Source organism: Microbacterium sp. CH-015, from assembly GCF_049707015.1.
Lineage (GTDB): Bacteria > Actinomycetota > Actinomycetes > Actinomycetales > Microbacteriaceae > Microbacterium > Microbacterium aurum.
In genome coordinates, this window is sequence record NZ_JBNAFJ010000007.1 from 32,909 (window position 1) to 52,614 (window position 19,706).

At 70.3% G+C, this 19,706-nt stretch carries 22 protein-coding genes and 1 tRNA gene; 15 read left to right on the forward strand and 8 right to left on the reverse strand.

The window, feature by feature from the left end:
* Positions 1–24 precede the first annotated feature (24 nt).
* The gene (locus ACPYN4_RS11165; RefSeq protein WP_281653175.1) at positions 25–921 is read right to left on the reverse strand and encodes a MetQ/NlpA family ABC transporter substrate-binding protein; all 897 of its coding nucleotides are present in this window, start codon (positions 919–921) and stop codon (positions 25–27) included.
* Positions 922–1,157: 236 nt separating this feature from the next.
* Between ACPYN4_RS11165 and ACPYN4_RS11170 the strand changes: the two genes are divergently transcribed.
* Positions 1,158–1,233, forward strand: a tRNA-Thr gene (locus ACPYN4_RS11170).
* A 37-nt stretch (positions 1,234–1,270) separates the two neighbouring features.
* Positions 1,271–1,666 (forward strand): hypothetical protein, encoded by a 396-nt coding sequence (locus tag ACPYN4_RS11175; protein ID WP_239281640.1) that lies wholly within the window; start codon positions 1,271–1,273, stop codon positions 1,664–1,666.
* Positions 1,667–1,668: 2 nt separating this feature from the next.
* On the opposite strand, the gene ACPYN4_RS11180 is transcribed toward ACPYN4_RS11175, so the two are convergent.
* Positions 1,669–2,562, reverse strand: a complete 894-nt coding sequence (locus tag ACPYN4_RS11180; RefSeq protein ID WP_424446390.1) for an EamA family transporter — start codon at positions 2,560–2,562, stop codon at positions 1,669–1,671.
* Between the two features lie 58 nt (positions 2,563–2,620).
* Between ACPYN4_RS11180 and ACPYN4_RS11185 the strand changes: the two genes are divergently transcribed.
* The 10 genes from ACPYN4_RS11185 (at position 2,621) to ACPYN4_RS11230 (ending at position 11,642) form a co-directional block, all read left to right on the forward strand.
* Positions 2,621–4,927, forward strand: a complete 2,307-nt coding sequence (locus ACPYN4_RS11185; protein ID WP_424446391.1) for an MMPL family transporter — start codon at positions 2,621–2,623, stop codon at positions 4,925–4,927.
* Positions 4,924–5,508 carry an isochorismatase family protein gene (locus tag ACPYN4_RS11190; protein ID WP_281653177.1) on the forward strand — a complete coding sequence of 195 codons (585 nt, stop codon included), beginning with the start codon at positions 4,924–4,926 and terminating at the stop codon, positions 5,506–5,508. The genes ACPYN4_RS11185 and ACPYN4_RS11190 overlap by 4 nt, the downstream gene beginning before the upstream one ends.
* Positions 5,505–6,131, forward strand: coding sequence for a DUF2510 domain-containing protein (locus tag ACPYN4_RS11195; RefSeq protein WP_281653178.1), 627 nt, complete (start codon positions 5,505–5,507; stop codon positions 6,129–6,131). Before ACPYN4_RS11190 ends, ACPYN4_RS11195 begins: the two co-directional genes overlap by 4 nt.
* Positions 6,128–6,283, forward strand: coding sequence for a ribbon-helix-helix protein, CopG family (locus ACPYN4_RS11200; protein WP_281653179.1), 156 nt, complete (start codon positions 6,128–6,130; stop codon positions 6,281–6,283). The genes ACPYN4_RS11195 and ACPYN4_RS11200 overlap by 4 nt, the downstream gene beginning before the upstream one ends.
* Positions 6,280–6,423 (forward strand): hypothetical protein, encoded by a 144-nt coding sequence (locus ACPYN4_RS11205; protein ID WP_281653180.1) that lies wholly within the window; start codon positions 6,280–6,282, stop codon positions 6,421–6,423. The genes ACPYN4_RS11200 and ACPYN4_RS11205 overlap by 4 nt, the downstream gene beginning before the upstream one ends.
* Before the next feature lie 619 nt (positions 6,424–7,042).
* Positions 7,043–8,953, forward strand: a complete 1,911-nt coding sequence (locus ACPYN4_RS11210) for a heavy metal translocating P-type ATPase (RefSeq protein ID WP_281653181.1) — start codon at positions 7,043–7,045, stop codon at positions 8,951–8,953.
* A 215-nt stretch (positions 8,954–9,168) separates the two neighbouring features.
* Complete coding sequence (locus ACPYN4_RS11215; protein ID WP_281653182.1) at positions 9,169–10,062, forward strand: metalloregulator ArsR/SmtB family transcription factor; 894 nt, start codon at positions 9,169–9,171, stop codon at positions 10,060–10,062.
* Positions 10,063–10,111: 49 nt separating this feature from the next.
* Positions 10,112–10,528, forward strand: coding sequence for an arsenate reductase ArsC (locus ACPYN4_RS11220; protein ID WP_281653183.1), 417 nt, complete (start codon positions 10,112–10,114; stop codon positions 10,526–10,528).
* Positions 10,525–10,935: a three-helix bundle dimerization domain-containing protein gene (locus tag ACPYN4_RS11225; protein ID WP_281653184.1), complete on the forward strand. Its 411-nt coding sequence runs from the start codon at positions 10,525–10,527 to the stop codon at positions 10,933–10,935. The genes ACPYN4_RS11220 and ACPYN4_RS11225 overlap by 4 nt, the downstream gene beginning before the upstream one ends.
* Positions 10,932–11,642, forward strand: a complete 711-nt coding sequence (locus ACPYN4_RS11230) for an aquaporin (protein WP_281653185.1) — start codon at positions 10,932–10,934, stop codon at positions 11,640–11,642. Before ACPYN4_RS11225 ends, ACPYN4_RS11230 begins: the two co-directional genes overlap by 4 nt.
* Positions 11,643–11,859: 217 nt before the next feature.
* Here ACPYN4_RS11230 and ACPYN4_RS11235 read toward each other — a convergent pair whose 3' ends face one another.
* The 4 genes from ACPYN4_RS11235 to ACPYN4_RS11250 form a co-directional block, all read right to left on the reverse strand.
* A complete protein-coding gene (locus ACPYN4_RS11235; RefSeq protein ID WP_076690046.1) occupies positions 11,860–12,135 on the reverse strand; it encodes a metal-sensitive transcriptional regulator in 276 nt (91 codons plus the stop codon).
* A gap of 285 nt (positions 12,136–12,420) precedes the next feature.
* Positions 12,421–14,112, reverse strand: coding sequence for an FAD-dependent oxidoreductase (locus tag ACPYN4_RS11240; RefSeq protein ID WP_287271061.1), 1,692 nt, complete (start codon positions 14,110–14,112; stop codon positions 12,421–12,423).
* Positions 14,109–14,489, reverse strand: a complete 381-nt coding sequence (gene trxA / locus ACPYN4_RS11245; protein WP_239281654.1) for a thioredoxin — start codon at positions 14,487–14,489, stop codon at positions 14,109–14,111. The genes ACPYN4_RS11240 and trxA overlap by 4 nt, the downstream gene beginning before the upstream one ends.
* 24 nt (positions 14,490–14,513) lie before the next feature.
* Positions 14,514–14,888, reverse strand: coding sequence for a rhodanese-like domain-containing protein (locus tag ACPYN4_RS11250; protein WP_287271057.1), 375 nt, complete (start codon positions 14,886–14,888; stop codon positions 14,514–14,516).
* 472 nt (positions 14,889–15,360) lie between these two features.
* Here ACPYN4_RS11250 and ACPYN4_RS11255 point away from each other — a divergent pair, with 472 nt between their 5' ends.
* From ACPYN4_RS11255 to ACPYN4_RS11265, 3 genes are all read left to right on the forward strand, one after another.
* Positions 15,361–15,789, forward strand: coding sequence for an anti-sigma factor domain-containing protein (locus tag ACPYN4_RS11255; protein WP_396655718.1), 429 nt, complete (start codon positions 15,361–15,363; stop codon positions 15,787–15,789).
* Between the two features lie 39 nt (positions 15,790–15,828).
* Positions 15,829–16,467, forward strand: coding sequence for a DNA-directed RNA polymerase subunit beta (locus ACPYN4_RS11260; protein WP_287271054.1), 639 nt, complete (start codon positions 15,829–15,831; stop codon positions 16,465–16,467).
* Positions 16,468–16,736: 269 nt separating this feature from the next.
* Complete coding sequence (locus ACPYN4_RS11265; RefSeq protein WP_287271053.1) at positions 16,737–17,621, forward strand: aminodeoxychorismate lyase; 885 nt, start codon at positions 16,737–16,739, stop codon at positions 17,619–17,621.
* 123 nt (positions 17,622–17,744) lie between these two features.
* Here the strand turns inward: ACPYN4_RS11265 and ACPYN4_RS11270 are convergent, their stop codons facing one another.
* Positions 17,745–18,584, reverse strand: coding sequence for an endonuclease domain-containing protein (locus ACPYN4_RS11270; protein ID WP_287271051.1), 840 nt, complete (start codon positions 18,582–18,584; stop codon positions 17,745–17,747).
* 309 nt (positions 18,585–18,893) lie between these two features.
* The gene (gene pstB, locus ACPYN4_RS11275; protein WP_287272119.1) at positions 18,894–19,673 is read right to left on the reverse strand and encodes a phosphate ABC transporter ATP-binding protein PstB; all 780 of its coding nucleotides are present in this window, start codon (positions 19,671–19,673) and stop codon (positions 18,894–18,896) included.
* Between the last annotated feature and the right edge of the window lie 33 nt (positions 19,674–19,706).

Sequence of the window (19,706 nt, forward strand, 5' to 3'; positions counted from 1 at the left end):
GGTCGGGCCGCACACGGCAGGGTGTTACTGGTTCGCGCGGATGTCGTCCTCGGTGTCCTTCAGCGAGGTGAGGAGGTCGGCGACGGGCGTCTTGACGAGCACGGCGGTGCCGCCGGATGCCGCGAGCACGCCGTCCTGGACCGCTGTGGTGTCCTGGTAGATCTTCACGAGCTTCAGGTAGGTCGGGTTCTCGGCATCCTCCGCCTTCGCGGCGAAGATGTTGATGTACGGGAACGCCGACGCGTCGGCAGGGTCGTCCTGCGCGAGCAGCTCCTTGCTCGTCAGGCCCGACTTCGCGACGAAGTCGTTGTTGACGACGGCGCCGGCGAAGTCCGGCAGCGACGAGGCCGTGAAGTCGGCGGCGACGGCCTCGACCGTGACCTTCGAGCCGTCCTCGATGTCGGCGACGGTCGAGAAGATCGAGCCGCCGTCCTTGAGTTCGATGAGGCCCGCGGACTGCAGCACGAGCAGGGCGCGCGCCTGGTTGGACTCATCGTTGGGGACGGCGATGGTCTCACCGGCGGGGATGTCGTCGACGTCGGTGTACTTCGTCGAGTAGAGGCCCAGCGGGTAGATCGCCGTCGCACCGATCGGCACGAGGTCATCGCCCGCGGCGACGTTGTAGGTCGCGAGGTAGATGATGTGCTGGAACTGGTTGAGGTCCAGTTCCCCCGCCGCCAGGGCCGGGTTCGGCTGGTCGTAGGAGTCGAAGTTCACGATCTCGACGTCGATGCCCTCGTCCGCGGCGGCCTCGGTGAACGTCTCCCAGTACGGGTCGCCGGCGCCGACGACGCCGATGCGGACGGTCTCGCTCTGCGCCGCGTCGCCGCTCGCGGCGGGGTCGGACGAGCCGCTCGCGCAGGCGCCCAGCAGCAGGACGAGGGGGAGGGCCAGTGCGGCGGCCAGGGATTTCTTGGACATGTGATGCTCCTCGTGGATCGGGGCACCGCGATGCGCGGAGGATCGTCGTTCGTGCTCGGCTGTCCGCGCTCGCCTCGTCGCGGTGCCTCTTCGACCGTACGCAGGGCGGCGGACGTGTCCGAATCAGGGCGTAACACGACGACACCGGATGTCGCGGCATCCGGTCGAGGCTCGGTTCGCGGCACCCCTGCAGACCCTGTAAGATCGGACATCGTGCACGGCGCTCGCGCCCGCACGCCGCCCTAGCTCAGTCGGCAGAGCATCTCACTCGTAATGAGAAGGTCAAGGGTTCGATTCCCTTGGGCGGCTCCACTTCCTCCTCTCCGTTCCCCTCGCTACAGGCAGACCCATGGATCAGACGGTCGACATCCTGATCGAGGTGTTCACCTGGGTGGGTCTCGGCGGTTTCGTCGCGCTCGCCGTCGTCGCCGTGGGTCTCTGGGCGGCCGATGGCTCCTGGCTGCCCGCTGACGCGGTCATCGACCGCGACGGCGACGGGCCGGTCGCGCGCTGGATCGACGATGACGGCGACGTCAACAGCGCGCCGCTGACGGATGCCGACGCGCAGACCCTCGGCGAGGCCGAACGCGCGACGGTCTGGTACCGGCACGGGTGGCGCGATCGGATGCGGCTGGTCCGTCGCCCGACCTCCCTGCGCACCGTGATCATCTCGGCGGGCGGGATGCTGGCCCTCGGCATCCTGTGCCTGGTCGCCGGCTGGGTGCTCTACTTCGCCCGCGGCTGAGGTCACCCGACCGCGAGCAGGATGCCGGCCGCGAGCGCCAGCACGAGCCCGATCCCCTGCACGGGGGCGATGCGTTCGCGCAGCAGCGCCGCTGCGAGCAGCACGGTGCCGGCGGGATACATCGCCGTCAGCGCCGCGACGACGACGAGATCGCCGCCGGCGCGCAGTGCCCACAACAGGAGGAGGTTCGCCGTCGCGTCGACGACACCGCAGGTGATCGCGAGGAGCCACGCGCTCCGCAGCGGCAGCGGCAGCGCTCCGCTCGCACGCACGGCCGACTGCGCACCGCGGCCCGAGCGGACCGCGCGGACGACGAGCACGGTGGCCAGTCCGCCGGTGAGGACGGCGTTGACGACGCGGTTGAGCACGAGGGGCGCGATCCCCGAGCCCTCGCCCGTCTGGTCGAGCAGGATCAGGAACGCACCGATCGCGAGCCCGGAGCCGACCGCCATGCTCAGCGCCGGCGCGGTGGGCCGGGTGATGCGCTCGCCCGGCAGCAGCGCCACGAGCACGATGGCGACGAGCGCGACGACGAGGCCGGCGGCGCTCCCGGCGCCCAGCCGCTCACCGCCGGCGAGAAGTCCCCACAGCATCGGCGCCGCCGCCGACACGACCGCGGTCACCGGGGAGAGCACGCTCATGGGGCCGCGCGCGAGGCAGGCGTAGAGCAGCCCGATCGCGACCGCGCCCGTCACGCCCGACAGTGCGCCCCACAGCAGGTCGGCCGCGGTCGGCGTGCCCCCGGCGATGGGTACGAGGATGCCGAGAAGCACCGCGCCCGAGCCTGCGGCCACCCCCGTCACGATGAGCGGCCGCAGGCGGCGCGCCGCGAGGCCGCCGAGGAAATCTGCGGAGCCGTACACCAGCGCGCCGACGAACGCGAGGACGGCCGACATCACGCGCGTCAGCCTAGCGAGGTCGCGCGGGAGAGATATTGCTAGATAAGCTAGCGATATGACTTCACGCCGCGACACCCCCACCCGCTGGCTGCGTATCGGCATCCCCGTGATGCTCGTCCTCATCTGGCTCGTCGGCGGGTCCATCGGCGGCCCCTACTTCGGAAAAGTCGATGAGGTCGCCACCAACGACCAGTCGACCTTCCTGCCGTCCTCGGCCGAAGCGACGCAGGTGCAGGAGCGCCTCGCCGACTTCACCGGTGGCGACACCCTCCCGGCTGTCGTGGTCGTCGCGGGCGACGGGACGCTGACCGAGGCGCAGCTGGCCGAGGTCGACGACCTCGCGACGTCGATCGGCGACGTCGAGGGCGTGGGGGAGGTGTCGCCGGCCCTCCCCTCCGAGGACGGCGAAGCGGTGCAGCTGTTCGTCCCGATCGACACCTCCGGCGACGTGGCCGAGACCGCCGAGGCGGTGCGCGCTGCGATCGCCGAGCAGCTGCCCGAGGGACTGCAGGCGTGGGTCACCGGACCCGCCGGGTTCACAGCCGACCTCGTCGAGGGATTCCTCGGCATCGACGGGCTGCTGCTCGCGGTGGCGCTCGGCGCCGTCTTCGTCATCCTCGTGATCGTCTACCGGTCGCCGCTGCTGCCCATCCTGGTGCTCATGACGTCGACGTTCGCGCTCTGCGTCGCGCTGCTGACGGTGTGGTGGCTCGCGAAGGCCGGGGTGTTCGTCCTGAACGGGCAGGTGCAGGGCATCCTCTTCATCCTCGTGATCGGCGCGGCGACGGACTACGCGCTGCTCTACGTCGCGCGCTTCCGCGAGGCGGTCGGGTCGGGGCTGCGCCGGTGGGATGCGACGGTCAGCGCGTGGCGCGGCGCCTTCGAGCCGATCCTCGCCTCGGGCGGCACCGTCATCGCCGGGCTGCTCTGCCTGCTCCTCAGCGACCTCGCGAGCAACCGCGCCCTCGGCCCGATCGCCTCGATCGGCATCGTCTTCGCCGTGCTCTCCGCGCTCACCTTCCTGCCGGCACTCCTCGCCCTCACTGGCCGGGCGGCGTTCTGGCCGTTCATCCCGGAGACCGGCGCCGTCGACATCCCCGACGACCTCGCCTCCAGCGGCGCGCCCGTGCGCGGGTTCTGGGCCCGGCAGGCGCGGCTCGTCGCCCGGCATTCCCGCCCGGTGTGGATCATCACGACCGTCGTGCTGCTCGCGGCATCCGTCGGCGTCCTGCAGCTGAAGGCCGACGGCGTGCCGCAGAGCGATCTCGTGCTGGGTGCCTCCGAGGCGCGCGACGGGCAGGACGTGCTCGCCGAGCACTTCGCGGCGGGGTCGGGCAGTCCCGCGTACGTGATCGTGCCCGAGGATCGCGTCGCCGACGCCGTCGGGGTGCTGGATGCGACCGACGGCATCGACGCGGTCTCGGCGTCGTCAAAGGATGCCCCGTCGGGCCAGGTCGCGGTGGCCGTCTCCGGCGGCGAGCCGGTGTACACCGTCGCAGGACCCCCCACGGCGACACCGGCCGGACCGACCGTCTCAGACGGCGATGTGCTGCTGGTCGCGACGCTGTCGCAGGAGGCCGACTCCCTCGCGGCCGAGGAGACGATCCGCGATCTGCGCGCCGCCTTCGCCGCCGACCTCGGGGAGTGCACCGCGCTCGTGGGCGGGTCGACGGCCATCGACGTCGACACCAACGACACCTCGATCCGCGACCGCACCGTCATCATCCCGGTCATCCTCGTCGTGATCCTGCTGATCCTCATGCTGCTGCTGCGCGCGATCGTCGCGCCGGTGCTGCTGATCCTCAGCGTCATCGTCTCGTTCGGGGCGGCGCTCGGGGTGAGCGCCCTGGTGTTCAACCACGTGTTCGACTTCCCGGGGGCGGACCCCGCCGTGCCGCTGTACGGCTTCGTCTTCCTCGTGGCGCTCGGGGTGGACTACAACATCTTCCTCATGTCGCGGGTGCGTGAGGAGTCGAAGACGCACGGCACGCGCCCCGGCGTCCTGCGCGGCCTCGTCGCCACCGGTGGGGTGATCACCTCGGCGGGCCTTGTGCTGGCGGCGACGTTCGCGGCGCTCGGCGTGATCCCGATCCTCTTCCTGGCCCAGTTGGCGTTCATCGTGGCCTTCGGGGTGCTTCTGGACACGTTCGTGGTGCGGTCGCTGCTGGTTCCCGCCGCCGCGTACGACCTCGGACGGGTCATCTGGTGGCCCTCGAAGCTGTGGCGCCGGGACGGTCAGCGCGGCGGCGGCGAAAACTCCACAAGAACGGTGCACGAAGGCGCGACACGCCGATCCCTGCGGGCGCAGGCCGCCGAATCCGTGGAGCTTTCGCCGGACCCCCGCGATAACCTCGGAGCATGACCCGGGCCCTGTTCATCGTCGACGTCCAGAACGACTTCACGGAGGGCGGCGCGCTCGGCGTGGCCGGCGGCGATGCCGTCGCCGCGGGCGTGTCGCGGCTGCTGGCCGCACGCGCCGGTGACTACGCGCTCATCGTCGCCTCGCGCGACTGGCACGACCCCGAATCCGACAACGGCGGCCACTTCGCCGCCGACGAGCCCGACTTCGTCGACACCTGGCCGGTGCACTGCGTCGCCGGCACGGCAGGGGCCGAGTACGACCCGGAATTCGCGACGGATGCCGTCACCCACCACGTCAAGAAGGGGCAGGGCATCCCGGCGTACTCCCTGTTCGAGGGGACGACGGACGCCGGGGAGAGGGTCGCCGAGCTCCTCACCGCCCACGGCGTCACCGACGTCGACGTCACGGGGATCGCGACCGACTACTGCGTGCGCGCATCGGCGCGGGACGCGATCGAGCACGGGCTGCACGTGCGGATCCTCACAGACCTCGTCGCCGGGGTCGCGGCGGACTCGTCGCAGGCCGCGCTCGCCGAACTCGCCCACGCCGGAGCCGAGCTGGTGACGGCGGACGCCGAGTGAGCGCCGCGGCCGGGTGGTACCCCGACCCGACCGGTGCGCCCGGCGGGCGCTGGTGGGACGGCGCGCAGTGGACCGCGCACACCCTCGCGCCGCCCGTGGCGCCGCGACCGGTGGACGTGCCGCCGCGACCGGTGGACGTACCGACGAACACGGTGTGGATCTGGCTTGCCATCGCCGCCAGCACGCTGCCGCTGGCCTGGCTGCTGTTCCTCGACCCGTCGGGGTACATCTCCGCGACGATGGGGGCAGCCCGCGACGCGGAGGCCGCCTTCGCCGCCTCGGTGGCATGGATGCTGCAGTGCCTCACGGTCGGACTGGTCAGCTGGGTCTTCGTCGGCGCCGCCATCCTGTTCAGCTGGCTGGACTGGCGGGAGCTCCGCCGTCGCGGGGTGCCCCTGCCGTTCCACTGGGCATGGGCGCTTCTCGCGCTGGCCAGCGGGGGCCTGGCCGTCTACATCATCGGACGCACCGTCGTGCTGCGCCGCCGCACGGTGGCGGGAGGGTGGCCGCCGCTCTGGGTCTGGATCGGCACCGTCGTGTTCGCCGTCATCGTCGCGATCACCTGGACGATGACGATCGTCGCGCAGATGCTCGGCAGCCTCCCGATCGGCCTGACCGCGTGAGCATCCCCACCGTCCTGTTCGTCTGCGTGCACAACGCGGGGCGCTCCCAGATGGCGGTGGGATACCTTGCGGCCATCGACGCCCGCGCCGAGCGCGACCACACGTCTCGGTCGGAGCTGATTCGCCGGGCGATCGCCGCGTACGCCGCGTGAACATCCACGATGGCGCGCGCAAGCACGGCATCGACGACGCGGACATCATCCATGCTGCGACGTGGCCTGCGTGGATCGAGCCGCTCGACGACGAGTCACCTGGTCGTCAACGTCGGCTCGGATTCGACATGCAAGGCTGAGATCCCGGACGCTTGCTAGGCTTGAGGTGCCCCTATAGCTCAGTTGGTTAGAGCAACGGACTTCAACACAAAAATGGAGCGCCGGCGTCGAAATACGCCGGATGAACGCCGCTATATGCTGGAACACCCTGAGAGCCCGAGGTACTCGTCCGTGCGAGAGCGCGGGCAGTGACAATCCGAGGGATTGGGCGATCAGCAGGTAACCGAAAGGGAACCTCAGAGACTACACGCGGCGCACCTGACCGGCTCGGCCGAAGGTGAAGATATAGTCCAGACTGCAAGCCGTTTCGGTGGCTGGGGAAACTCAGTGCAGCAGGTTAATCCGTGGGTCCAGGGTTCGAGTCCCTGTGGGGGCACCATATGAGGCCTACTGCAATTCTGAGCCGTTTGCACGGCGGGGGAGAGCAGGGCTGACAAGAAATCATGAAGCAGGCCACCGGAAGCGGTGGCCTGCTTTCTTGTTTCAGATCCCTCGGGAGCCCGCTCGAGATCGTGTTGGCTCTGGTGGTGGAGCAGAACCATGAGGCACCGGACGGAGAACGGGTTGCGCGGATGGCAACGGGGGTAGTGTTGCCTGTCCTTGCTGGAATTGGCGCGTCGACCGGGTGATGCTCGGATCATGCGGTTCCTGCGAGTCTTGGGGCGCTACCCCGTCATCACGGTGACGGTCGTCGTTCTGGCGGCCGTGCTGCTTCTGCACGTCGTCGGCGAAGATGTGTTGGGCAGGTGGATCGCCACGGTGTGTGTGGCCGCGTTCGTCGTCTGGACGCTGGTGGGCATGGTCCGCGACGTCATGCGTGGGCACGTGGGTCTCGATATCCTCGCGGTCGTCGCGATGGTGGCGACGCTTGCCGTCGGCGAGTACCTCGCGTCTCTCATCATTGTTCTCATGCTCTCTGGGGGCGAGGCGCTCGAGGACTTCGCTGCGCGCCGCGCGAAGCGCGATCTCACCGCGCTGCTTGATCGCTCGCCGCGCATCGCGCATGTCATCGTCCATCCCCTCTCGGGGGAGTCCGACGAGGTGCGGGACGTCGCGGTCGACGATGTCGTGGTGGGTGATGTTCTGCTCGTGCGGCCTTCTGAGATCGTTCCGGTGGACGGAGTGTTGTTGTCGGAGAGCGGGTCGTTCGACGAGTCGTCGCTCACGGGCGAGAGTCTTCCTGTGACGCGGGAGGTGGGCGGGGACGTGTTGTCGGGTGCGATCAACGGCACGCGTGCGGTCCACGTCCGTGCGGTGCGTCGCAGCGTTGACAGCCAGTATCAGCAGATCGTCGCGCTCGTGCGCGCGGCGGAGGGTTCGAAGGCGCCGGTGGTGCGCCTCGCGGATCGGTTCGCCATTCCGTTCACTGCGGTCGCGCTCGTGCTGGCGGGCACGGCGTGGCTGATCTCGGGTGACTCTACGCGGTTCGCGGAGGTGCTCGTGCTGGCGACGCCGTGCCCGCTGCTGATCGCCGCTCCGGTCGCGTTCCTCGGGGGGCTCTCCCGCGCCGCGAAGACGGGGGTGATCATGAAGGGCGGCGCCGTGATCGAGCAGCTGGCGCGGGTGCGTTCCGCCGCGTTCGACAAGACGGGGACGCTTACCGAAGGGCGGCCCGACCTCGTCGACGTGCGGCCGGCTCCGGGATTCGGCCACGACGAGCTCCTGCTGCTGGCCGCGTCGGCGGAGCAGTACTCTTCGCACGTGCTCGCCGAGGGCATCCGGCGCGCCGCGGCAACTCGCGGTCTCGAACTGATTGCCGCCGAGGCGGCGAGCGAGGTCGCCACCAACGGCGTGACGGCGGAGATCGACGGGCGCACCGTGGTGGTCGGCAAGCCCGCCTACGTCGCGTCGCTGGCGGCCGACACCGAACGTGTGTCGCTCGGGGCCGGGGAAGCCGCCGCATACGTGGCGGTCGACGGTCGGTTCGCGGGCGTGCTGGTGCTCGCCGACGATCCGCGTCCCGAGTCCGCCGCGGTGATCTCGTGGCTGCGGGAGCAGGGCCTCGAGCGCATCACGATGCTCACGGGAGACACGGCCGCCACCGCTGAGACGATCGCGAAGGACGTCGGGATCGACGAGGTGCACGCCGATCTCCTGCCTCCCGAGAAGGTCCGTCTCGCGGCGCAGCTGCATCCGAGGCCTGTGATGATGGTCGGCGACGGCGTGAACGATGCGCCCGTACTCGCCGCAGCCGACATCGGCATGGCCATGGGGGCGAAAGGTGCGACGGTGGCGGGGGATGCTGCGGACATCGTTATCCTGGTCGACTCGCTCGCGAAGGTCGCCGATGCCGTCTCGATCGGCCGGCACACGCTGCGCGTCGCGCTCACCGCCATCTGGATCGGTATCGGCCTGAGCGTCGGCCTCATGATCGTCGCGATGACGGGTGTGATTCCCGCCGTCGCCGGTGCCCTCACACAGGAGCTCGTCGACCTCGCCACGATCCTCTACGCTTTGCGCGCTCTCGGTGGCCCGCCCAGCGGACTCACCTCCGCTCGGCCGTCGCGTCAAGAGCGAAGCAACGAGACCACACCGCGAGCCGACCTGTGACGACACCACCTACGCACACGAGAGGGAGCGGGACACCGCCCGCCGCGCCGATGATCACCACGGCCCAGGGCCGCGTCTTCCAGCCCGCCAGAAGTGCCTGCGCCCAGCTGCGCGTGAGCAAGGGGTTCCAGAACGACTTGGCGGATCCAGTCCGGCATCCTGCCTGTTCCGCACGCAACGGCCGCCGATCCTCTCGGGCGGATAGACTGCGGTCTATGCATTTGGTGGTGGAGGTCCCGGTGCTGGCGGTCCTCGCGGACCCCACTCGCGCCCGGATCGTCCAGCTGATCCGTGATGCCGAGGGTGGTCGGGCGATGGTGAGCCGGCTCGCGGAGCAGCTCGGGCTGCGTCAGCCCACGGTCAGCCACCATTTGGCCGCGTTGCACGCCGAAGGTCTCGTGGTCCGGGAACCGGAGGGGCGGCGGGTCTGGTACTCGATCAACCCCGATGAAGCCGACCGAATCACCGCGCTCCTCGGCGCCCCCGCCCTCGCGGCGGAGGAGCCGGACTGGGAGCGAGTGGTCAACGACCTCGCTGCTCGCTACCACGGTGTCTTCAACCGTGAGACTGTCGCTCGCACCCTCGCCGACTCTCGCGATCTGCTCGCCGCGCGCGGCACCACCTCGCTGCTGGCTTCGCGGGCGGCGGCGTTCACTGCGGCGCGCCTGGACGACCTGCACCGGGTCGAACAGGCGTCGACGGGGACGCCGACGGTGCTGTTCGTCTGCGTCCAGAACGCCGGCCGCTCCCAGCTGGCCGCAGGAGTCCTCCGCCAACTCGCCGGCGACAAGGTCATCGTCCGCACCGCCGGATCCGCCCCCGCGGCCGAGGTCCGCTCCGCGATCGTGACCGCTTTGGACGAGATCGGCGTCACGCTCGGCGGGGAGTTCCCCAAGCCGCTGACCGACGACGCCGTCAAGGCCGCGGATGTCGTGGTCACGATGGGCTGCGGCGACGCCTGCCCGGTCTATCCCGGCCGTCGCTATCTCGACTGGGATCTCGCCGACCCCGTCGGCCAGCCGCTCAGCGTGATCCGGGAGATCCGCGATGACATCGACAGCCGCGTCCGCACCCTCCTGGCGGAGTTGATCGGCCCCTCCGTCATTTAACTGATAGATGGTGGTCTATGCTTTCTGATGAGAGGAAGCGAGACCCGTCATGAGTGAGAAGCCCACTGTTCTGTTCGTCTGTGTCCACAACGCCGGGAGGTCGCAGATGGCCGCCGGCTACCTGCAGCACCTGGCCGGGGATCGGGTCGAGGTGCTGTCGGCTGGGTCCGAGCCGAAGGATCAGATCAACCCGGTCGCTGTCGCCGTGATGGCCGAGGAGGGCATCGATATCGCAGGCGGCACGCCGAAGTTGCTCACTGTCGATGCGGTGCGCGAGTCGGACGTGGTGATCACGATGGGCTGCGGGGATGCCTGCCCGATCTTCCCCGGGAAGCGCTACGAGGACTGGCTGCTCGACGACCCCGCCGGGCAGGGCATCGAGTCCGTCCGGCCGATCCGGGACGAGATCCGCTCCCGTGTCGAGGCGCTGATCGCCGAGCTGCTGCCCTCGGGGAGGGCGGCATGAACGCGCAGCGCGGCCAGGAGGGGCTGCTCCCCCCGGATTCGGTGCTGCACCGAGCCGCCGAACGCCTCGCGCAGCAGTTCGCCGGGATGGTGAGCGAGGAGACCGTCGAGCGGGTGGTGTTCGAGTCCTACGCCGCCCTCGCGCGGACCGCGAACGTCTCCACGCACCCGCCTACGGTTGCGGAGACGTTCGCCCGCGACCGGCTGGTCGCCCTGGCGCAGTCGCGCGGGATGATCGGCAAGCCGGTGCCGGAGATCCTCTACGTCTGCGTGCAGAACTCCGGCCGCTCGCAGATGGCCACCGACCTCGACCTGGACGGCATCCGCACGGTCCGTGACGGGATCCGCCAGCACGTCCAGCAGCTGCTCACCGAGCTCACGCCCGACCTCACGGCTCACCGGTCGTGAGGCGGCTCTCGCTCTGGCGGCGCAGCCTCGCCGAGTTCCTCGGCACGGGGCTGCTGGTGACGGTCGTGGTCGGATCGGGGATCGCCGCGGAGCGCCTCTCCACCGATCCGGGCCTGCAACTGCTGGAGAACTCGATCGCCACCGCGCTCGGCCTCGGCGTCCTGATCCTGCTGCTCGCCCCGGTCTCCGGCGCGCATTTCAACCCCGTGGTCTCTCTCGCCGACACCCTCCTCGGCCGCAGAACCGGCACCGGGCTGCCCGCACGCGAACTATCGGTCTATCTGCCGGCGCAGCTCGCAGGCGGGATCGGCGGCGCGATCCTGGCCAACGCGATGTTCGCCACCCCGACCGCGATCTCCACCACCGACCGCGCCACCCCCGCCACGTTCCTCGCCGAGATCGTCGCCACCGCAGGGCTCGTGCTCCTGATCATCGGGCTCAGCCGCACCGGCCGGCCCGCACCGGTGATCGCGACGGCGGTCGGCGCCTATATCGGCGCTGCCTACTGGTTCATCAGCTCCACTTCGTTCGCCAACCCCGCCGTCACCATCGGCCGCATCTTCACCGACACCTTCGCCGGCATCGCCCCCAGCTCGGCGCTCCCGTTCCTCGGTGCCCAGATTCTCGGTGCGGGCGCGGCGATCGGCATCTCCCTGCTGCTCTTCCCTAGTGTCCAGGAGACCAGAGCCGGGTCGCAGCCGTCGTAGCCTCCACGCTCGACTGTCCGAGATCGCCCGCGTTCATCGTCCGAACAGCTTCGCGAAGAACCCGGTACCTTTCTCGCCCTGGTGGCCCTGGCAGCGCTGGGCCGCCGGTACGCCGCGCATGACCTGGTCGACGTGCTGACCGCATCCTGACCAGGTGGTCTTGCCGCACTTTCGGCAGGCGACGGCGTAACACAAGGGTTTCTCCTTCGTTCGGTGCTCAGGCGAGCATGAGGAAGAGCTTCTCGAGCTCTTCGGTCGTCAGGCCCTGCTGGTCGCGGGCGGCGTCAGGGTCTGCGATGCAGTCCTTCATCGCGGTGGAGACGATCGCGAAGCCGGCACGGTCGAGCGCGCTCGACACCGCTGAGAGCTGGGTCACGACCTCGCGGCAGGGGCGTTCGTTCTCAACCGCCGCGATGACGGCATCGAGTTGGCCGCGGGCGCGGCGCAGGCGGTTGACGATGCGCTTGTGCGCGTCGGCGTCGGTGGTGCTCATGAGTGGGATCCCTTCAGGGCCGGGGGTGGGTGTCGATGGGCTGGCGTGCCTCGTCGCAGCCGAGCGTATTCGTCGGCGTGTGTGCATCGCGGCGGTTCAGTAGTTGTGTGGGGCACTAGCTAGCCGGTGATCGCGCCGATCGCCAGGAACGTTGCGCACACCCCGGCGGGGATCGCGCACCAGGGCTGGTCGAGCGAGTTCAGCGAGAGCGCCGCGAGGAAGATCCCGGCAAGTGCCATCAGCACCCGTTCTGACCTGCTGCGTGAGCAGGATGCCGCAGCGAGCCTACGCATCCGCGAGCACTCCTGGCCGCTCCAAGACCTCGTTCTGCCGCGCGCCGAGCCAGGCCCGCAGCGTAAGCATGCCGCCCGACAGCGAGGCGGAGTCGAAGCACGCCTGCACCAGCACGCGGTGGGCGATCGCCGATCGCACGCCCGATTGGCACATGACGCGCACGGCCCGGCCGGCCGCGGCGGCGCGTACTTCGTCGAGGCGGTCCCGCAGCTCGGTGTGCGGGACGTTGAGCGAGCTCGGCACGAACCCCGTGGCGTACTCGGCGGGGGTGCGGACGTCGAGGATCAACGCGTTCTCCCGCGCCTCGTCGAGGTCTTCCGGGTACCAGAGCCGCAGCGTGCCGGTGAGGACGTTCTCGCCCACCATGCCGGCGAGGTTGACAGGATCCTTGGCCTGCCCGTATGGCGGCGAGTAGGCGAGGTCGAGGTCGATGAGATCATCGACGCGCAGGCCCGCGCGGATCGCGGTCGCCAGCACGTCGATGCGCTTGTCCACCCCCTCGGTGCCGACGGCCTGGGCACCGAGCAGCGCACCGTCGGCGGTGCGGATGTGCACGACGAGGTGTACCTGGGCGGCGCCGGGGAAGTAGCCCGCATGCTGGTTCGGGTGCAGGTGCAGGGTGCGGTACTCGATGCCCGCGGCATCAAGCGCTGCGCGGTTCGCGCCGGTGAGGGCGGCGGTGAGTCTTCCGACCCGCACGATCGCCGTGCCGACCGGGTGCGGAAGAGCTCGCGCGTCGTCCGGTCGCAAGATGTCGTCGGCGATCAGGCGTCCGGCGCGGTTCGCGGGTCCCGCGAGGGCTACCGGGCGACGGATGCCGGTGACAGCGTCGACCGACACCGTCGCGTCGCCCGCGGCCCACACTCCCGGGGCGGAGGTGCGGCCGTGCGCATCCACGACGATCGCGCCCCGTTCACAGGTGATGCCGGCCGCCTCGAACGGCGCCGTGTCTGGCCGTACTCCGACTGAGAGCACGATGATGTCGGCCGCCAGCCGCGCGCCGTCGGCGAGTACGACCACGTCGGCATCGTCGCCGTGCTCAACGCTCGCGGCGGCGATCCCCGTACGCACCTCGACTCCGAGCTCGCCCAGTTCCTGCGTGATCAGCCATGCCAGCTCTGTCTCCAGCGGCGGCAACGGGTGCGGGGCTAGCTCGACCACCGAGACCTCCAGGCCCTGCCTGGCCAGCGCCTCGGCCGCCTCGATCCCGATGAAGCCCGCACCGAGTACGACGGCCCGCCGTGCGCCGGCGAGCACCTCGTCGCGGAGGGCCACGGCATCCTCCACCGTGCGCAGCGTGCGCACCCGGGGCGAGTCGAGCCCCGGCAGCGGTGGGCGCAGAGCGGACGCACCCGGCGAGAGCACGAGCGCATCGTAGGACAGCTCGTAGGTACCGTCCTCCGTGCGCACCGACACGGTCTTCGCGGAGATGTCGACGGCCGTCACCTCGCTGCCGGTGCGCACGTCCAGAGCGAGAGCGGCGCGAAGCGACTGCGGTGTCTGCACCAGCAGCGACCGCTCCTCGGTGATCTCGCCGCCGACGAAGTAGGGCAGACCGCAGTTCGCGAACGACACGTGCGCGCCGCGTTCGAGCACCACGATCTCCGCGCTCTCATCGAGCCGGCGCGCGCGGGCCGCGCAGCTCATGCCTCCGGCGACACCGCCCACGATCACGATCCTCATCGCACAGCCTCCCGCTCCACCTTCTGTGCCGCGACCTGTGCGCGCACGGCATCCATGTCCAGGCCCCGCACGCCCGCGATCACCCGGTCCAGCTGCGGTGCACCGAGGGCACCGGGCTGTGAGAACACCAGCACCCCCTCCCTGAACACCATGAGGGTCGGGATCGACGAGATATGGAACGCCGCCGCGAGCTCGCGCTGCGCCTCGGTGTCGACCTTGCCGAACACGATGTCGGGGTGCTGCCCGGCCGCCTTCTCGAAGACGGGCGCGAACATCCGGCACGGGCCGCACCACGCAGCCCAGAAGTCGAGGAACACGATGTCGTTCTGGTCGATGACGTCGTGGAACCCCCGGATGGCGATCTCTCGGGTGGTCATGTCGGGCCTTTCGTGTCAGGGTCGTCAGTCGACGACGGCGAGTCCGGTCGCGGTCGCGGCGTCGGAGAGGCCGCCCGCGTCGTGAACGGAGGTGAAGCCGGCCTGCTCCATCAGCGCGACGGCGCGGGCGGAACGGCTGCCGGACCGGCAGTAGACGAGGTAGTCGGCCGTCGGATCGAGCGCCTCGAGCTCGGTCTCGAAGCCGGCGGCGCTGACGTCGAGGTTGACGGCACCGTCGAGATGCCCGGCGGCGTACTCGGCGGGGGTGCGCACGTCGACGACGGTGGTCCCGGTCGTCACCTCGATCGATGTCGTCGCCGGCGCACAGGCCGCGACGGTTCCCGCTGCCAGCAGCAGGAGCGGGATCACCAACAGCCGGATGGGGCGCGGCCTGCTCACGCGACGCCCGCAAGGTCGTGTCCGGGGCAGCGGTCCGCCTCGGGCACACCCCACAGCGCCTCCTCAACGTGCTGGCCGCAACCGGCCCACGTCGCCTTGCCGCATTCTGCACACGTCACCCTGCTGCACATCGCCCACTCCTTCGATCAATAAACCCCTGGGGGTATATCGACTATACACCCGGGGGTATGCGATCGAGACCATGTTGTGTGTCTGCCAGACTGGGGCTCAGGTGTATTCCTGACGTATGTCTCTTTACGGCGCAGAGGCCGGCGCTAACGCGAAGCGGTGCGGCAGCTGCGGAAAGTTCAAGCCGCGCGTCGAGTTCAACCGAAAGCGCTCCCGGGTCGACGGCTTGCAAGAGGTCTGTCGAGAATGCAATCGCGCGTCATCGCGACGGTACTAAGAGCAGAATCGCGAGAAGCACGTCCGCGTCAGTGGGCGCCGCACGTGGGCGCGCGGCGTCTTCGCCCTGGCCGCCTGCCTCGTGCTGCTCGTCGGCATCGGGTGGGGGACCGGTGTCATCGCGAAGCTGTGGAACACGCCTGCGGCGGTCACCGCCCTGGACGAGATCGAGCGCGCCCCCGACGCGGCGTCAGCCGCCGTCGACTTCGACGGCGGCCAGGCGACGGCGCACTGGTCGCAGAGCGTCGGAAAAGTCGTGCTGGTGGCGGAGGGGCTCCCGCAGCTGCCCACCGACCGCACGTTCGAGCTGTGGTTCGTGCGCGGCGACGAGCCGGTGCCGGCGGGCACGTTCGACGCCGACGGCGGCGCGGCGACGGCGGAACTCACGGGTGCGATGCAGCCCGGCGACACCATCGCGGTCACGGTCGAACCCGCCGGCGGTTCACCGAGCGGCGCGCCGACGACCGCGCCGATCATCGCCATCCCGACCGTCTGAGCCGGCCCGCCCGCCGGGGTGCGCAGGTACCCTTGACGGGTGAGTGACCAGCCGCGCGACTACCACCGTCCGGTGCAGCGTCCCGCGGACACCTTCGACCGCCGCTTCGGATCGACCGATCCGGCGGACGTCTCCCGGGTCGCGCACGCCACGGCATCCGCTCTGCTGACGCGCGTGCGCGACGAGCCGACGGATGCCGTCATCGAGCGCCTCGTGACCTTCACCGACGCCCACGGCATCGACACGATCGCCGAGCTCTGGTCCCACTCGCCGGCGAAGTCGCTGCCCGGGACGCTGTGGCGGCTGTACCTGCTGCAGCTCATGGTGCGCGACGACGCCCGCACCGCGGCGCTGCTGTACGAGCGGGGTCGCGCAGTGCTGCGCTCCGCAGACGACGTCGTCGCCGGCGCGCCCACTCCGGCCGGTCCCGAGGAGCTCACCGCGCTCGTCGACGAGATCCTGCGAGGCGTTTTCCGCGGCGACTTCGCCGTCGCGCTCGATCGCGCCGCATCCTTCTGCCGCGTCGAGGCGGCAGGCTCGGCCGACCTCGCCGACGACTACGACGCGACCGAGCCGGAACGGGCGAGCGCCTTCACGACGCGGGCGCTGCGGCTGGACACCTACGCCACCGACCTCCGCGCGAGCGCGAGTCTGTGGCGCCGGGACTCGCTGACCTGAGGGGTGCTGCGCAGGCGAGGCGTTCCGCGGTGCGACGTTCGGCGGGTGTGAAAGTGCCGGGCCGCAGAACGCCCGTTGACGTGGCCGCTGCGCAGGCGAGGCGTTCCGCGGTGCGACGTTCGGCGGGTGTGAAAGTGCCGGGCCGCAGAACGCCTCTCGGCGCGTGGCCGCTCGCAGCGGCGAAAGATGGAGCCCGGGGTTACTGCGGCCCGACTGATCCAGTGTAACGTGCGCGGCCGGCGGGGCATTCCCGCGCCTAGGCTCAGATCATGGCCCTGCACTTCGCGCTGATGATCGACCCCGCGGCATCCGACGATGCCCGCACCGACTTCTCCGAGACGTTCACCGCCGTGGACCCGGCGGCCCCAGCGCTGACGGTCGGGGAGCTCAGCACCCAGCGCGGCGACGGGATCTTCGAGTCGATCGGCGTCGTCGACGGTCACGCGCAGGAGGTCGAGGCGCACCTGAGCCGGCTCGCGCACTCCGCGCAGCTGTGCGACCTGCCGCAGCCGAACGCGCGTCAGTGGCGGGAGGCGGTCACGCGCGCCGCAGCGGAGTGCGGACCGGGCGAGGCCGTCATCAAGCTCATCCTCAGCCGGGGGATCGAGCACGGCCCGACGCCGACGGCGTGGGTGACGGCGGCCACCGCCGCCGACAACACCCGGGCTCGCACCCGCGGCATCCGCGTCGTGACGCTCGACCGGGGCTACACGCTCGACGCGCCCACGCGCGCCCCGTGGCTGCTGCTGGGCGCGAAGACCCTCTCGTACGCCGTGAACATGGCGGCGTTGCGCGAAGCGCACCGCCGCGGCGCCGACGACGCGATCTTCACCACGACCGATGGGTTCGTGCTCGAGGCGCCCACCGCCTCGCTCATCCTCCGGCGCGGCGGTACGTTCGTCACGCCCGCCCCGCACGGCGGCATCCTGCACGGGACGACCCAGCTGAGCCTGTTCGACCACCTCGCCGCCGAGGGATACGAGACGGTGTACGAGAACGTCCCGACATCCGCTCTGCACACCGCCGACGCGGCGTGGCTCGTCTCCAGCGTCCGCCTGGCCGCCCCGATCACCGCGATCGACGACGTCGACGTGCCGGTCGATGCCGAGCTCACCGCCGCCGTCAACGCCTACCTGCTGAGCCCCCGCGACTGACCGGCACGGCGGTGCGCCGGCGCGGCGCGCGGTGCGCTCGCTCTCGTCAACGGCGAGGGATCATGTGCGACACGCCGGTATCTCGGCGCGACACTCCGGGAGACCGGGGCGATCCCCTGCCGTTCAGACTCGGCCGACCCCAGCGCCCTCGAGGGTGCTCAGCGCGCCCAGGATCGCCGCCTCGACCAGCTCCCAGTCGTGCACGATCATCGCGTAGTCGAATCGGAGCGTGATGTAGCCCCATGACGCGGCGTGCGCGTCGCGCACGAGATCCTTATGTCGGTGTGACGGGCTGCCGTGGTTGTCCACGCCGTCCGCTTCGACGAGAAGGCGCTCGCCGATGAGAAGGTCGACGCGTCCGACCGCGAAGACCTGCCGTTGCGTCCGCACCCGCAGTCCGCGGCGGCGCAGCCTCCACCGCAGCAGCGACTCGAGGCCGCTGTCCGCGTCGTTGCGGGCGAGCGCGAGCGCTTCGCGGATCGCCGCGTTGGAGTGCATGCGCAGCCAGCGCATGCCGCTGGTGCCGAGCATGCCCGCTGCCAGCGCCGACTCCAGCACGACGAAGAACTCCTCGATCCCGAAGCACCGGTAGATCTGCAGGAGCATCCGGGGAAGGGACGGGGCGGATGCCGGGGCGCCGCGCGGCCCGTCATCCCAATGCTCGACGCAGGCGCAAGCCTGCGATGGGTGGTAACTGCGCTGGCCGCTGCACAGCCAGACGTGCGCGCGATGGTCGGCGGTCAGCACCCACAGTCCGAGGTGTCGTGCCGCCGTGATGCAGGCGGCACGGCCGCCGTGCTCGGCCACGGCGCGCAGCGCAGGGCAGATCGTCGGTGCGACGTACACCCCGCGTCGGGCACGGAACAGCGTCCCGTCGGCGATCCGCGCGGTCAGTATCGTCCCGGAGACGCCGTCGGCACGCAGGCCGGACGTGGTGAAAACGGAAGCGCGGGCATCACACATGCGGCCCATCGTGGCGGTGCCTCGGTCATCCCGGAGGCGCGTGCGCAGCATCCGTGGACAGTCGCCGGAAAACGCGAGTTGTGGAGAGGGCGATGACGCCGGGCAGGCAGAGGCCAACTGCAAGGGATCGTCAGCGACACGCCGCGATGCCTCGGCGCGAGGCGGCGTGTCGCGCAGAATCCCTTGCAGTTAGTACGGCGGATGCCGCGGCGCGCGCCGACGCCGCGCGCCTGCCCCGGCATCCGCCCCCCGGCCGCCCCCGGCCGCCCCCCGGCATCCGCCCCCCGGCATCCGCCCCCTGCGCCGCGCTTACCCGAAGCGGCCGGAGACGTAGTCCTCGGTGGCCTGTACGGAGGGCGTCGTGAAGATCGTGTTCGTGTCGTCGTACTCGATGAGCTTGCCGGGCTTGCCGGTGCCGGCGATGTTGAAGAACGCCGTCTTGTCCGAGACGCGGGATGCCTGCTGCATGTTGTGCGTCACGATGACGATCGTGTACTCCTGCTTGAGCTCCTGGATGAGCTCCTCGATCGCGAACGTCGAGATCGGGTCCAGCGCCGAGCACGGCTCGTCCATCAGCAGCACGTCGGGCGAGACGGCGATCGCGCGCGCGATGCACAGGCGCTGCTGCTGACCGCCGGAGAGGCCCGATCCGGGCTTGTCGAGGCGGTCCTTGACCTCGTTCCAGAGGTTCGCGCCCTGGAGAGACCGCTCGACGAGCGCATCGGCGTCGCTCTTGGAGATGCGCCTGTTGTTGAGCTTGACCCCCGCCAGCACGTTCTCCTTGATCGACATCGTCGGGAACGGGTTGGGGCGCTGGAACACCATGCCGACCTGACGGCGCACGAGCACGGGGTCCACGCCCGGCCCATACAGGTTGTCGCCGTCGAGCAGCACTTCACCCTCGACGCGGGCACGGGGGATGACCTCGTGCATACGGTTCAGGGTGCGCAGGAACGTCGACTTGCCGCATCCGGACGGGCCGATGAAGGCGGTGACGGAGCGGGGCTGGATCTCCAGTCCCACACCCTCGACGGCGAGGAAGTCGCCGTAGTAGACGTTGAGGTCGTTGACTTCGATGCTCTTGGACACGATGGTTCCTAACGGGGCGGATGCCGGTGGGCG